The sequence below is a fragment of the Rhodococcus sp. T7 genome, assembly GCF_009872365.1.
GTDB lineage: Bacteria > Actinomycetota > Actinomycetes > Mycobacteriales > Mycobacteriaceae > Rhodococcus_F.
Genome location: NZ_WXYH01000320.1, coordinates 59086 through 73038, shown reverse-complemented (window position 1 = coordinate 73038; position 13953 = coordinate 59086). Strand labels below are relative to the sequence as shown.

The following is a 13953-nucleotide window of genomic DNA, read 5'->3' as shown; positions in this document are numbered from 1 at the left end:
ATCCTCGACTTCGCCGAGGTCCCGGCGCACATGATGCCCGCGATGTTCACGTGTGGCCGCACCGCAGGCTGGTGCGCCCACATCCTCGAGCAGAAGCGCCTCGGCAAACTCGTCCGCCCCGCCGCCATCTACACCGGGCCCGCTCCCCGCACCCCCGAGTCCGTCGAGGGCTGGGACCAGATCGCCCACACCAGCTGACCGTCTCCCCCGCCTGAATCAGTAAGGAACAGAAAGTAGCGATGACCTCCACACCGATCATCCCCGCAGACCTCCTGCCCGCCGACGGACGGTTCGGCTGCGGACCCTCCAAGGTTCGCCCCGAACAGCTGCAGTCGCTGGTCGAGGTGGGCGCCTCGGTGTTCGGCACCAGCCACCGCCAGAAGCCCGTCAAGGACGTCGTCGCCAGCGTGCGGTCCGGCCTCGCCGATCTGTTCTCCCTGCCCGAGGGTTACGAGGTGGTGCTCGGCAACGGTGGCACCACCGCGTTCTGGGATGCGGCCGCGTTCGGCCTGATCCGGGAGAAGTCGTTGCACCTCACGAACGGCGAGTTCAGCTCCAAGTTCGCGTCGGTCGCGAAGAACAACCCGTTCATCGGTGACCCGATCGTCGTCTCCGCCGACCCGGGCAGTGCGCCCGAGCCGGTGTCCGATCCGTCCGTCGACCTCATCGGCTGGGCGCACAACGAGACGTCCACCGGTGTCGCGATCCCCGTCTCGCGTCCCGCGGGCTCGGAGAACGCACTCATCGCCATCGACGCCACGTCCGGCGCAGGCGGTCTGCCGGTGAACGTCGCCGACGCCGACGTGTACTACTTCGCTCCGCAGAAGTGCTTCGCGGCCGACGGTGGCCTGTGGATCGCGCTGATGAGCCCGAAGGCGCTCGAGCGGGTCGCGGAGATCAAGGATTCGGGTCGCTGGACCCCCGACTTCCTGTCGCTGCCCATCGCCGTGGACAACAGCTCCAAGGACCAGACGTACAACACCCCCGCGGTCGCGACGCTGCTGCTGCTCGCCAACCAGATCGAGTGGCTGAACGGCAACGGCGGTCTCGACTGGGCCACGTCGCGTACCGCCGATTCGTCCTCGCGCCTGTACCAGTGGGCCGAGGCCAGCGACTACGCCACGCCGTTCGTCACCGATCCGGCACACCGCTCGCAGGTGGTCGGCACCATCGACTTCGACGACAAGGTCGACGCCGCCCAGGTGGCGAAGATCCTGCGGGCCAACGGCGTCGTCGACACGGAGCCGTACCGCAAGCTGGGCCGCAACCAGCTGCGTGTCGGTATGTTCCCGGCGATCGATCCCGAGGACGTCTCGCAGCTCACGAAGAGCATCGACTGGGTCGTCTCGCAGCTCGGCTGAGTCCCGGCACCTTGATACCTGTCAGCCCCCGGCACCGAAGTGCCGGGGGCTGACGGCGTCTCGGGGTCAGTCCGTGTCGAGGAAGCGGTGGAACGGCGCGAGCGCCTCGTCACCGAGATGGGGCCCGCTCACCTGGATCTCGACGCTCGCCGCATCGAGCACGTCGGCGCAGCCCAGCGTGAACCGCGGCCCGTCGGGGAGGATCCGGGAGAAGTCCGCGGACGATGCCGCGTAGACCACCCGCGTGATCCCGGCCCACACCATCGCCGCACTGCACATCGGGCACGGCTCACCGCTCGCGTACATGGTGGCTCCGACGAGGTCTCCCGTCCGGCCTTCACCGCAGGCGGTGGTGATCGCGTCGAGTTCTGCATGCTCGGTGACGTCGGCGGACGTCGCCACGGAGTTGGCGCCCTCACTGATGACGTGACCGTCGGCGCCGACAGCGACCGCACCGAACGGCCTGTTGCCCGCGTCCCCCGTCTCGTCGGCGAGTTCGATGGCCCGCCGCAGGTGGGCAAGGTCCACGTCGTCGATATCGCTCTGGCTCATCGACTCAGATCCACTTCTGTTCCGACGCCCCGTTGCCGGGCTGTGTCGATCAGTATGCGCGCCGCGGCGAGGTCCTGGAGGCCGATCCCGACGGAGTTGTACAGCGTGATCGACGCCGTCCAGGTCACCCGCACGAGGAGCGCACACCCCGCAGGAAGGATCGATCGGGAAACGAGGAAGCGTAGCGCGCAGCCGAATCCGGGACGGGATTTACCCGCGCGTGTCCTGCCGCGCGGGCTGTCACGAATGAATTACAGTTGCCGGGGTGCAGAGTCGCGAGCCGGCGCGATAAGGAGGTCAACGTGCGAGAGCTTCGAGTGATCGGTCTCGAGCCCGATGGATCGCACGTCGTGTGCGCAGATGCCAGTACTGGCGAAAAATTCCGGCTTCCCGCCGATGACAAACTCCGCGCCGCATCCCGCGGGGACATCGCTCGACTCGGCCAGATTGAGATCGAAATGGACAGTCAGCTCAGGCCCCGAGAAATCCAGGCCCGCATCCGTGCCGGCGCCTCCGTCGAACAGGTTGCCGACGAGGCCGGTATCCCCCTGGCGAAGGTGGAGCGTTTCGCGTATCCGGTTCTGCTCGAACGTTCCCGTGCGGCCGAGATGGCGCAGGGCGGACACCCGGTGCGCGACAACGGCCCCGCCGTTCCCACTCTCGCCGAGATCGTCACGCAGGCGTTCCGTGCGCGGGGACACAACATCGACGACGCCACCTGGGACGCGTGGCGCGACGAGGACAATCACTGGGTTGCCCAGCTGCAGTGGCAGGCCGGCCGCACCACCAATGCGGCGCACTGGCGGTACCAGCCGGACGCGCACGGTGGCACCATCGTCGCCCTCGACGACACCGCATTCGACCTGATCGACCCCGACTTCGGCCGTCCGCTGCGCGGATTGGCGCCGGTGGCCTCCGACGAACCGGAGCAGCTCGAACTCGCCGAGTTCCCCACCGAGGTGGAGGTGCCGACGATCGAGCCCGAGGAGATCATCGAGGCCGATGTCACCGAGGAGCCCGAGGACGAGCCCGCCTCGCCCGAAGAGCCGGCCGCACCCAAGATCGCCCCGCACCAGACGAACAACAAGGACAAGCGCGGCAAACCCGCCCTCCCCTCCTGGGACGACGTCCTGCTCGGTGTCCGCAGCAGCGGACGCTGACCGTCGGCGCGGTAAGCAGGCCGGAAACCCGGTCGGGGTCGTACTCTTTCAGGAAGACACCGGAAGAGGGGGATGACCGTGGGGGCCAAGGTATCAACGATCTGGTACGTCGACGTCCCCGACCCTGCGGCTGTTCTGCGCAGTCACCCCGAGCCTGATCTCGCGGCGGCGCGGCGGCTCGCCGCCCGCCTCTATCCCGATCTGGCGGCCACCCCCACCGGCCCGGTTCCGCTGGCCGAGGCCGCGCGACTCGACGCCGCCGGGACCGTGCACATCGGTTCCTACGCCGGCGTCACCGTCGTGTGCGGGCCCGATCTTGTCGTTCCCCGGCCGTCGACCCTGCCCGGAACCCGCATCCGGCCCACCGAATCCGCGAAGACGTACTACGTCGCATCCAAGCCCGACATCGCGTGGGGCTCGTTCGCGATGTGGGAGGACGGGCACCTGATCCGCGCGTTCAGCGCGACGCCGGTGCACATCCACGAGGACCTCGGCATCCCCCTGGTGTGGGAGAGACCGTTCTGGGCGGGCGACTTCCCGCTCGAACACCCGCCGGGCGTGCTGCCCGACCCGCAGTCGCTGCCGTTCCACCCGCAGCAGTTCGCCGAGGGCGCCAACCGGGAATGGCTGAACTTCCGGTACACGGGGGCCCCGGAGGGCACCGAGATCGACCCGAAGAAGATCACCGTGCACGGGTTCGCCGTCCACCCGCCCGGCGAAGGTCCGGTGGCCGAGGCGGCGGCCGACGTAAAACAGCCCGCTGAGGTGGAACACCCCGCCCCCGAGCCCACCCCCAAGCCCGTTCCTACGCCCGCTCCGCCGCCGCCCGCTCGCAAGGGCGGACTGCTCCGCCGCTATTTCGGCTTCTGACCTGCAGAAGTCAGGCGGCGCCGACGAGCAGCGCCGACCAGCCGGCGAGAACTCCGGCTGCGGCGCCGTACACCAGCCACCGCCATACCAATGTCCGGCGTAGCCGCCACACCGACGGCGCGACCCCGGCGACCACGACGAGTTCGAGGAACACCGCCAGTGCCGGGTTGATCCGGGCGAGCTGCGAGCCGAACGCCATGATCGCGACGGCCACCACCGCCGTGGCGAACGCTGCCACGAGAAGTCCGGTGAACCATGGTGTTTCCGTCGGCGGCGGCGGATACGGGGAATGAGGGGGCAGCATTCTCACCGGCCGGTTCGGACGCGCTCGTAGAACGCCATCGCCGCCGCTGTCGCGACGTTGAGCGAATCCGTTCCGGGCGCCATCGGGATGCGGGCACGAATGTCCGTGGCCCGCATGGCGTGTTCGGTGAGGCCGGGCCCTTCCGCGCCCAGCAGCAACGCCACCTTCTCCCCCGTCATCGCCTCGGCCAGCGTCACCGCCTCGGGGTTCGGGGTCAGCGAGATCAGCTGGAAACCCCGCTCCCGCAACGCGTCCAGATCGTGCGGCCACTTCGTCACGTGCGCGAACGGAACCCGGAGGACGTGCCCCATCGACACCCGGACCGCCCGGCGGTACAGCGGGTCGGCGCACCCCTTGCCGAACACCACGGCGTCGACGCCGAGCCCCGCGGCATTGCGGAACATCGAGCCCAGGTTCTCGTGATCGTTGACGCCCTCGAGCACCGCGACCGTCCGGGAGTGCTCGAGCACGTCCGACAGTTCGAGGGGCGCGGGGCGACGCGCCGCCGCGAGCACACCCCGGTTGAGGTGGAACCCGACGACCTCGGCCATGACGTCCGCCGTCGTCCGGTAGAACGGCACGTCCACGCCGTCGAGGTCGCCGGCCAGTTCCTCGAGCCGCCGATCGACGCCGAGCAGACCGATCGGGTCGAACCGGGACGCCAGCAGTCGCTGCGCCACCAGCACACCCTCCGCGATCACCAGCCCCTTGCCCTCGGGGAGGTCGGGACGCCGGTCCGAGGAGTTGAGATCGCGGAAGTCGTCCAGCCTGGTGTCGGCCGGATCTGTTATGTCGATGACGTGAACCACCGGTCCATATTGCCGTATGCGCGGCGTCACAGCGTTGACTCCCCTCCGCGGGGCGCGAAAGCTCGAAGGAATGAAGCACCTGCACGGACGCACGGCTCTGGTGACCGGCGCCTCCGGCGGGCTCGGCCGCGTCGTCGCCCGGGCCCTGGCGCGCGAGGGTGTCGCCGTCGCCGTGTCCGGCCGGCGTGAGGACCGCCTCGCGGAACTCGTGGCGGAACTACGTGCGCTCGGTGCGCGCGCCGAGGCTGTGCCCGGGGACCTGAATCGACTGGACCTGCTCGATGCGCTGATCGAACGCACCGAGGCGGCGGTCGGCCCCCTCGACGTCCTGGTGAACAATGCCGGCGTGGAGAACGTCTCGGCGTTCACCCGACTGAGTCCCGCCGAGCTCAGCGCCATGGTCGACGTAAACCTCACCGCACCACTGCTTCTCACCCGCCGGGTGCTGCCGGGGATGCTCGACCGCGGCCGCGGTCACGTGGTGTTCGTGTCGTCGCTGGCAGCGAAGATCGGTCCGGCGTACTGCGCGCCGTACGCCGCGACGAAGGCCGGCCTGATCGGCCTCACCCAGTCGCTGCGCGCGGAGTACGCCGGGGCACCGGTCGGCTTCTCCGTCGTCTGTCCCGGGTTCATCGCGGGCGACGGCATGTACCAGCGAATGACCGAACGCGGAATCAGGGCCGGACGAATGGCGGGCGAGACCAGTACCGACAAGGTCGCCGCCACCGTGATCCGGGCGATTCGGCGGGACCTGCCCGAGGTCGTCGAGAGCGGAGCACCGATCCGCCCCCTGCTCGCCCTGGCCCAGATCGCGCCGGGACTCGCCGAGCGGGTGGCCGCGAGGTTCGGCGCCACCGCGATGTTCCGGCGGTTGAGCGAGGACCGCGGCCGGGTGGAGCCCGATGGTTGACGGCCGGATCGGCTGACGACGTGCTCGGTTGCCCGAGTCGGGTACCGGGGCGCGGGCACTGATCTAGGCTCGCGGACGTGAGTGATTCCACGCCGACGGTCGGTTCACCCGCGGAACTGGCGCGGGCACTGGACGGCACCGGTTACCTCGCCGACGACGGCGTCGCGATGGCCGCGTTCCTCGCCATACGTATGGGACGGCCCCTGTTCTGCGAGGGCGAACCCGGCACCGGCAAGACGTCGCTCGCGGCCGCGTTGTCGGAGGCGTTCGGCCTGCCGCTGATCCGGTTGCAGTGCCACGAGGGCATCGACGCCGCGCAGGCGCTCTACGACTGGGACTTCCCGCGGCAACTGCTGCACCTGCGGACGCTGGAGGCGGCGAGCGACGGATCGCTCGAGGCCGACACCGTCGAACGCTCCCTGTACACCGAGCGGTTCCTGCTGGCGCGTCCCCTGCTGCGGGCCCTCACCGAGGCGCCGAGCGTGCTGCTCGTCGACGAGATCGACCGCGCCGACGACGAGTTCGAGGCTTTCCTGCTGCAGGTCCTCGACGAGAACGCCGTCACGATTCCCGAACTCGGCGAGGTGCGGGCGGCGACACCGCCGCTGGTGGTGCTCACGTCCAACCGCACCCGCGAGGTGCACGACGCCCTCAAACGCCGCTGCCTGTACCACTGGCTCGAACACCCGGATCTGGCGCGGGAGGTCGCGATCCTGCGCCGCCGCCTCCCCGGCATCGGGGCCGAACTCGCAAGCCAGGTCGCCCACGCCGTCCGCTCCCTGCGCGAGATGGAACTGCTCAAGCCGCCGGGGGTGGCCGAGTCGCTGGACTGGGCGCGCGCACTGCAGGAACTCGATCGGGACGTACTGGACGCGGAAACCGCAGCCGCGACGCTCGGCGCCGTCCTCAAGTACCGCGAGGACCTCGAACGCGTGGCCCGGGCGGGACTGGACCGGCTCCTGGCGGGGTGAGCACGTGCCCGCGGCCCCGGACGCCGGCGACCCGCTGGTGGGGTTCGCCGGGTTCGCGCACGCCCTCGCGGCGGCGGGACTGCCGGTCGCGTCGGACGCCGTCGCCGCGTTCACGCGGGCCCTCCGCCAGGTGGACGTGGGCGATCCGGGCCAGGTGTACTGGGCGGGGCGCGCGACCCTGAGCCGCGGTCCCGACGACATCCCGCGGTACGACTCGGCGTTCGAGGGCTGGTTCGGCGGTACCGTCCCGTTGCACACGCCTCGGTCCGGGGAGCAGCCCCGACGGGCCAGAACCGCCGCTCTGACCTCGACGGACGGCGGCGACACCGGTGGGGACGCGCCGCGCCTGCGGGTCGCGGCCGACGACGCCGAGGTGTTGCGCCACCGGGACATCGCCGACCTCACCGCGGCCGAGCGCGCGCACCTCGCCGAGTTGATCGCCACCCTGCGTCCGCGGCCCCCGACCCGCCCGGCCATCCGGATGCGTCCCGCCCGCCGGGGCGCCGTCGATCCGCGGCGGACGGTGCGGGGCATGCTCGCGGCGGGCGGCGAAGCGGTGCGGCCGAGCCACCACCGCAAGGCCACCCGCCCGCGCCGGATGGTGCTGTTGATCGACGTGTCCGGATCGATGAGCCCGTATGCCGACGCGCTGCTGCGGTTCGGTCACGTCGTCGCGCGGAGCAATCCGGCGGGCACCGAGGTGTTCTCGCTGGGCACCCGGATGACCCGGCTGTCCCGGGCGCTGCGGGTCCGCGACCCGGAAGTGGCACTGGCCGCCGCGAGCCGCGCCGTGCCCGACTGGGCGGGCGGCACCCGACTCGGCGAGACGCTGCGCGCGTTCCTGGACCGCTGGGGGCGCCGCGGTGTGGCCCGCGGCGCCGTCGTGGTGATCTTCTCCGACGGCTGGGAGCGCGGCGACCCGACCCTGCTCGCGGAGCAGATGGCCCAGCTGCGCCGGCTCGCCCACGCCGTGCTGTGGGTGAATCCGCACGCCGGCGCGGACGGGTACGAACCGGTGCAGTCCGGGATCGTCGCCGCGCTGCCGTATGTCGACCGGCTCCTCGCCGGCCACAGTCTCGCGACGCTGCAGGAATTGCTCGAGGTGGCGCGCCGGACGTGACCGATCCGGAAACGGTTCCCCGATTCCGGGTGTTGTTCGGGCCCGGTCGGCGCAGAGTAGGACGTATCACCTGAGGCTCTCGGCTTTGGAGGCGCGATGCGCATCACCGTCACCGTCGACGGAACGGCATACACGGACGACGTCGAACCACGACTACTCCTCGTCCATTATCTTCGGGACCGGCTCGGCAAGGTCGGCACCGTCATCGGTTGCGACACCGGGAACTGCGGGGCGTGCACCGTTCATCTGAACGGTCACAGCGTCAAGTCCTGCTCGGTGCTCGCCGTGCAGGCCGACGGCGGCGACGTCCTCACCGTCGAGGGCCTGTCCCGCAATGGGACATTGCACCCCGTGCAGCAGGCGTTCCACGACAACCACGCCCTGCAGTGCGGATACTGCACACCCGGCATGATCATGCAGACTCTCGACCTGCTCGCCGAGGAACCCGACCCGGACGAGCGGACGGTGCGGCTGGGGTTGGAAGGCAACCTGTGCCGCTGTACCGGGTACCAGAACATCGTCAGCGCGGTGCAGGACGCGGCGCAGCGGTTGCGCGGCGGCAGCACCGCCGAGACACCGGCCGCAGACGCGAATGCGCCGAAGACCGACACCGCGCAGGGAGGTGTGCGATGACCGCCACCGCCGAACCGGAAATCGGTAAGGCCCGCAGACGCAAGGAAGACGAGCATCTCGTCACGGGCCGCACGCGCTGGACCGACAACCTCGTCCTGCCCGGCATGCAGCACCTGGCGATCCTGCGCAGCCCGTTCGCGCACGCCCGCATCACCGGAATCGACACCTCCGCCGCCCGCGACCTGCCCGGGGTCGTCGCCGTCCTCACCGGCGCCGATCTCGCCGACGAACAGGGCAGCCTGCCGTGCGCCTGGCCGATCACCCCGGACATGAAGTCGCCGCCGGCTCCGTCCCTCGCGGTCGACCGGGTCAACTTCGCAGGCGAGGCCGTCGCGGTCGTGGTAGCGCGCAGCGCCTACGAGGCGCACGACGCTCTCGAGGCGATCGACGTCGAGTACGACGAACTGCCGGTCGTGCTGGACCTCGCGTCCGCGGCCGCCGACGGCTCCGAACTCGTGCACCCCGATCTCGGGACGAACGTCAGCGCCACCTGGACGTTCGATTCCGCGGAGGCCGGTACCGGCAGCGACGTGGAGGAGGCCATCCGCGACGCCGAGGTACTCGTCGAACGCACGTTCCGGCAGCAGCGGCTCATCCCGGCGTTCATGGAACCCCGCTCGGTGGTGGTCGATCCGACCGGCGCCCAGATCACGATGTGGTCGGCCACGCAGATCCCCCACATCCTGCGGCTCATGCTCGCGATGACGCTCGACATCCCGGAGCACAAACTGCGCGTCGTCGCCCCGGACGTCGGCGGCGGTTTCGGCGGCAAACTGCAGGTGACGCCCGAGGAGGTCATCGCGCTGCTCGTCGCGCGGCGACTCGGTAAGCCGGTCAAATACACCGAGTCCCGCAGCGAGTCGATGGTCGCGGCCCATCACGGTCGCGACCAGATCCAGAAGCTGACGCTGGCCGCCCGCCGCGACGGCACCGTCACAGGTATGAAGGTGGAACTGCTTGCCGACATGGGCGCGTACCTGCGACTGGTCACCTCGGGGGTGCCGATCCTGGGCGCGTTCATGTTCAACGGCATCTACAAGTTCCCCGCGTATCACTTCACGTGCACCAACGTGTTCACCAACAAGGTGCCCACCGACGCGTACCGCGGGGCGGGCCGCCCGGAGGCGACGTTCGCGATCGAGCGGATGATGGACGAACTCGCGACCGAGTTGTCGCTGGACCCACTGGAGTTGCGGGCGAAGAACTGGATCACCCACGAGGAGTTCCCGTTCGACACCGTCGCGGGCCTGACGTACAACTCTGGCAACTACGAGGCCGCGACCGCGCACGCGCGAGAATTGTTCGACTACGACGGCCTGCGGCGCGAGCAGGCGGAGCGCCGCGAGCGAAAGGACCCGGTGCAACTGGGCATCGGGGTGTCCACGTTCACCGAGATGTGCGGGCTGGCGCCGTCGCGCACGCTCGGCGCGCTGGCCTACGGGGCCGGCGGGTGGGAGCACGCGGCGATCCGGATGCTGCCGACCGGCAAGGTCGAGGTGGTCACCGGTTCCTCCGCCCACGGCCAGGGCCACGAGACCGCGTGGAGCCAGGTGGTCGCGGATCAACTCGGGGTCCCGTTCGAGGACGTCGAGGTGCTGCACGGCGACACCCAGACCTCGCCGCGCGGGATGGACACGTACGGTTCCCGGTCGCTGGCGGTCGGTGCGATCGCGGTGGTGAAGGCCGCCGAGAAGGTGATCGCGAAGGCCAGACCCATCGCGGCGCACCTGATGGAGTGCGCCGAGGACGATCTCGAGTTCACCGACGGGCGGTTCCGGGTGAAGGGCACCGAGAAGGCGGTCGGCATCGCCGATGTCGCGCTCGCGGTGTTCGCCGCGCACGACCTGCCCGACGGTGTGGAGCCGAACCTGGACTCCGAGGCGGCCTACGACCCGGAGAACTTCTCGTTCCCGCACGGCACGCACCTGTGCGCGGTGGAGGTCGACACCGAGACCGGGAAGGTCCGCATCCGCTCCTACGTGTGCGTCGACGACATCGGGCACGTGGTCAACCCGCTGATCGTGGAGGGGCAGGTGCACGGCGGACTCGCCCAGGGCATCGCGCAGGCCCTGTACGAGGAGGCGGTGTACGACGAGTCCGGCACCCTGCTGTCGGGTTCGTTCGCCGAGTACTCGGTTCCGTCGGCGGCGGATCTGCCGTCGTTCACGACGGGCCGCACCGAGACCCCCGCCACCGGTAACCCGCTGGGCGTCAAGGGGGTCGGCGAGGCGGGGACGATCGCGTCCACCCCGGCCGTCGTCAACGCCGCCCTCGACGCGGTCCGGCAGTTCGGGGTGCGTGACATCGAGATGCCGTTGACGCCGATGCGGGTCTGGCGTGCCGTCCACACCGCTCAGGAAGGTGCCCGATGATTCCGTCGAGCTTCGATTACGTCGCCCCGACCTCCGTCGACCAGGCGGTGGCCGCGCTCGCCGAGGCCGGCGAGGACGCCAAGATCCTCGGGGGCGGGCAGAGTCTGCTGCCGGTCCTGCGGCTGCGGTTGTCCTCGCCGAGCACCCTCGTCGACCTGGGCCGGATCGGTGAGTTGCGCGGTGTGCGCGAAGACGGGGACAGCATCGTGATCGGCGCGATGACCACGTACTACGACGTGATCCGCAACCCGCTCGTCCACGAGCACGCGCTGTTGCTCGTCGAGGCGAGCCGCACCGTCGCTGACCCGCAGATCCGGCACCGCGGCACGCTGGGCGGCGCTCTCGCACATGCCGATCCGGCGGGTGACCTGTGCGGACCCGCACTGGCCCTGGACGCCACCCTCACCGTGGTGGGCACCGGGGGCAGGCGGACCATTGCGGTCGCCGACTTCTTCGAGGGTTACTACACCACCACGATGCGACCGGACGAGATCCTCGTGGACGTGCGGATCCCGAAGCACACCGGTTGGGAGGCGCGGTACGAGAAGTTCAACACGGTCGCGGAGGCCTGGTCGATCGTGGGGGTGGCCGCGACGATTCAGGTGGACGGTGGCACGATCCGGCAGGCGCGGGTGGCGCTGACCAACATGGGGTCGGTGCCGGTGCGTGCTCGCGGCGTCGAGGACGCGCTCGTCGGAAAGGCCGCGGACCCGGAGTCGATCCGGGCGGCGGCCGAGCACGCCGCAGAGGGCACCGACCCCGTCACCGACGGCAACGCCGACGCCGAGTACCGCACCCACCTCGCGAGAGTGCTGACCCGGCGGGCCGTGGCGACGGCGGTCGGCGTCTGAACGGCCCGGGCAGTCAGGACCGCGGGTCGCGGCTCGCCTCCACGGCCTGTTCGGTGGCGTCGCAGACCACGACGGGGCGCGGTTCGAGGACGTTGCGCAGTTCGATCACCGGGAGGTGGCGTCCGGCGTCCGGTCTGCGCACCTTGATCCACACCCGCTGGTGCCGCATCAGGTACAGCGCCGCGCCGATGCCGCTGACCAGGGAGATCGCGCCGCCGATCACGAGCGGGGCGCGGGGGTCGAGGGCGTCGGCCAGCCAGCCCAGAACGGGACTGCCCAGCGGGGTGCCGCCGAGGAAACAGAGCATGTAGATGCCCATCACCCTGCCGCGCATCTCGGACGGCACGGACATCTGCAGGATGTTCATCGCCGCCGTCGTGAACGTCAGGGTGAGCGCACCGGTCGGGACGAGCATGATCGCCACCAGCGCATACGTGGGCATCACTCCGACCAGGATCTCGAACGCCCCGAACGCGGCCGCGGCCCCGAGGAACGTGCGCAGCCGGGGCGGGGTCTTGCGTCTCGCGGCGATGGTGGCACCGGCGAGCGTGCCCACGGCGAGGGTGGTCGACAGCAGTCCGTAGGCGTCCGCACCGCGATCGAAGGTGTTGCGGGCGAGAACGGCGAGACTGATCGGGAAGTTCAGCCCGAACGTGGACACCATGAAGATCGCCACCATCAGCACCCGCAGGTCGGCGCGACTCCACACGTAGCGGAAACCCTCCCGGACCTGCCCCTTCCCGCGTTCCGCCTGAGGTGCGGTGAACAGGTCGCGGGCGTTCATCATCAGCAGGGCGATCAGCACGCCGGTGAACGTGCCGACGTTGAGCAGGAACACCCAGCCCGTGCCGATGAGGGTGATCAGCACGCCGGAGATCGCCGGGCCGATGATCCTGGCCGTGTTGAACGTCATGGAGTTCAGGGCGATCGCGTTGGGCAGCGAGTCCTTGCCGACCATCTCGATGGTGAACGACTGCCGCGCCGGCGCGTCGATCGCGGACGCGCAGCCCATCAGGAACGCGATGAGATAGACGTGCCACAGGGCGACGAGTCCGCCGACGTCGAGCAGGCCGAGTACCAGCGCGCACAACGCCATCGACACCTGCGTCGCGATGAGGATGCGCCGCTTGTCGTACCGGTCGGCGAGGACGCCGCCCCACACGGACAGGAACAGGGTCGGTCCGAACTGCAAGGCCATCACGATCCCGACCGCGAGAGCGTTGCCGTTCGACAACGTCAGGACGAGCCAGTCCTGCGCCACCCGCTGCATCCACGTGCCGACGAGGGAGACGATCTGCCCCGACGCCCACAACCGGTAGTTCCGGGTGCGGAGAGCGACGAACATGCCGGTCTTCGGCTTGTCTGGGGCGGTGGTCTCGGGTTCGGGCGGCACCCTTCCATCTTGCTCCCGTCACCGGAACGCCCTCGACCTGCCCCTACGCGCGCCCCGGTGGCCGGACGGTTCGAGATGCCGATTACGTTCTCCGGCAGGAGATTTGCTCCGCGATGTCGCGGGAACGGACACCTGCCCCGGGGTTCCGGGTAGCCCAATGCCGTTGCACTACTGGGCAGCTGCCGATCAGCTGTGGTGGTTCACTCCGAGTCGGCGACGATGGACGTGATGATGCCGACCGCGTCGCGGAGGGTCTTCAGCTGAGACTCGTCGAGCCCGGACAGCCGCTCGTTCATCCACGCCTCGCGGGCGTGGGTCTCGTCGGCGATCAGCGCGTGACCGGCGTCCGACAGCGTGACGATGATCTGGCGTCCGTCGGTGGGATGCGGTGCCCGCTCCACCAGTCCCAGTTCGACCAGCGACGCGATGACCCTGGTCATCGACGGCGGCTGCACCTTCTCGCGCGCCGCGAGATTGCCCGGCGTCATGGCGCCGTCGCGGGCGAGGGTGGCCAGAGCCGACAGCTGGGTCAGCGATACCTGGGCGTCGACGCGGCGCCCACGCAGGTGACGCGTGAGGCGCACGACAGCCAGGGAGAGGTCGCTGGCGAGTGCTCGCGTATCCGTGGTCACGGGAATGACAATACG

15 protein-coding genes are annotated in these 13953 nt (G+C 70.0%); 10 read left to right on the top strand and 5 right to left on the bottom strand.

Annotated features, from left to right (window positions below; genetic code table 11):
* Both MLGJGCBP_RS24895 and serC read left to right on the top strand, forming a co-directional pair.
* A partial coding sequence (locus tag MLGJGCBP_RS24895; RefSeq protein ID WP_328799600.1) for a citrate/2-methylcitrate synthase occupies nucleotides 1–198 on the top strand: 198 nt, incomplete at its 5' end.
* A 41-nt stretch (nucleotides 199–239) separates the two neighbouring features.
* Entirely contained in the window at nucleotides 240–1361 is a 1122-nt protein-coding gene (gene serC, locus MLGJGCBP_RS24890) for a phosphoserine transaminase (RefSeq protein ID WP_087557589.1), read from the top strand.
* A gap of 66 nt (nucleotides 1362–1427) precedes the next feature.
* Here the strand turns inward: serC and MLGJGCBP_RS24885 are convergent, their stop codons facing one another.
* Nucleotides 1428–1913, bottom strand: a complete 486-nt coding sequence (locus MLGJGCBP_RS24885; RefSeq protein ID WP_087557590.1) for a nucleoside deaminase — start codon at nucleotides 1911–1913, stop codon at nucleotides 1428–1430.
* 302 nt (nucleotides 1914–2215) lie between these two features.
* Here MLGJGCBP_RS24885 and sepH point away from each other — a divergent pair, with 302 nt between their 5' ends.
* Together sepH and MLGJGCBP_RS24870 are read left to right on the top strand one after the other, a co-directional pair.
* Nucleotides 2216–3073 (top strand): septation protein SepH, encoded by an 858-nt coding sequence (sepH, locus tag MLGJGCBP_RS24875; protein ID WP_087557591.1) that lies wholly within the window; start codon nucleotides 2216–2218, stop codon nucleotides 3071–3073.
* A 72-nt stretch (nucleotides 3074–3145) separates the two neighbouring features.
* Complete coding sequence (locus MLGJGCBP_RS24870) at nucleotides 3146–3943, top strand: DUF6928 family protein (protein WP_160098803.1); 798 nt, start codon at nucleotides 3146–3148, stop codon at nucleotides 3941–3943.
* A 10-nt stretch (nucleotides 3944–3953) separates the two neighbouring features.
* On the opposite strand, the gene MLGJGCBP_RS24865 is transcribed toward MLGJGCBP_RS24870, so the two are convergent.
* Nucleotides 3954–4181, bottom strand: coding sequence for a DUF2537 domain-containing protein (locus MLGJGCBP_RS24865; RefSeq protein ID WP_442972122.1), 228 nt, complete (start codon nucleotides 4179–4181; stop codon nucleotides 3954–3956).
* A 68-nt stretch (nucleotides 4182–4249) separates the two neighbouring features.
* A complete protein-coding gene (locus tag MLGJGCBP_RS24860; RefSeq protein ID WP_087557594.1) occupies nucleotides 4250–5056 on the bottom strand; it encodes a TrmH family RNA methyltransferase in 807 nt (268 codons plus the stop codon).
* A gap of 70 nt (nucleotides 5057–5126) precedes the next feature.
* Here MLGJGCBP_RS24860 and MLGJGCBP_RS24855 point away from each other — a divergent pair, with 70 nt between their 5' ends.
* From MLGJGCBP_RS24855 to MLGJGCBP_RS24830, 6 genes are all read left to right on the top strand, one after another.
* The gene (locus tag MLGJGCBP_RS24855) at nucleotides 5127–5966 is read left to right on the top strand and encodes an SDR family NAD(P)-dependent oxidoreductase (protein ID WP_160098799.1); all 840 of its coding nucleotides are present in this window, start codon (nucleotides 5127–5129) and stop codon (nucleotides 5964–5966) included.
* Nucleotides 5967–6043: 77 nt separating this feature from the next.
* A complete protein-coding gene (locus MLGJGCBP_RS24850) occupies nucleotides 6044–6937 on the top strand; it encodes an AAA family ATPase (protein ID WP_160098797.1) in 894 nt (297 codons plus the stop codon).
* A gap of 4 nt (nucleotides 6938–6941) precedes the next feature.
* Nucleotides 6942–8057, top strand: a complete 1116-nt coding sequence (locus tag MLGJGCBP_RS24845; RefSeq protein WP_160098795.1) for a vWA domain-containing protein — start codon at nucleotides 6942–6944, stop codon at nucleotides 8055–8057.
* A gap of 96 nt (nucleotides 8058–8153) precedes the next feature.
* A complete protein-coding gene (locus tag MLGJGCBP_RS24840) occupies nucleotides 8154–8690 on the top strand; it encodes a (2Fe-2S)-binding protein (protein ID WP_160098793.1) in 537 nt (178 codons plus the stop codon).
* Nucleotides 8687–11062, top strand: coding sequence for a xanthine dehydrogenase family protein molybdopterin-binding subunit (locus tag MLGJGCBP_RS24835; RefSeq protein ID WP_160098791.1), 2376 nt, complete (start codon nucleotides 8687–8689; stop codon nucleotides 11060–11062). Before MLGJGCBP_RS24840 ends, MLGJGCBP_RS24835 begins: the two co-directional genes overlap by 4 nt.
* The gene (locus MLGJGCBP_RS24830) at nucleotides 11059–11913 is read left to right on the top strand and encodes an FAD binding domain-containing protein (RefSeq protein ID WP_160098789.1); all 855 of its coding nucleotides are present in this window, start codon (nucleotides 11059–11061) and stop codon (nucleotides 11911–11913) included. Before MLGJGCBP_RS24835 ends, MLGJGCBP_RS24830 begins: the two co-directional genes overlap by 4 nt.
* 13 nt (nucleotides 11914–11926) lie before the next feature.
* Here the strand turns inward: MLGJGCBP_RS24830 and MLGJGCBP_RS24825 are convergent, their stop codons facing one another.
* Both MLGJGCBP_RS24825 and MLGJGCBP_RS24820 read right to left on the bottom strand, forming a co-directional pair.
* Nucleotides 11927–13258, bottom strand: a complete 1332-nt coding sequence (locus tag MLGJGCBP_RS24825) for an MFS transporter (RefSeq protein WP_160098813.1) — start codon at nucleotides 13256–13258, stop codon at nucleotides 11927–11929.
* A gap of 248 nt (nucleotides 13259–13506) precedes the next feature.
* On the bottom strand, nucleotides 13507–13938 hold the full coding sequence (locus MLGJGCBP_RS24820) for a MarR family winged helix-turn-helix transcriptional regulator (protein WP_072944816.1): 432 nt from the start codon (nucleotides 13936–13938) through the stop codon (nucleotides 13507–13509).
* Nucleotides 13939–13953 lie beyond the last annotated feature (15 nt).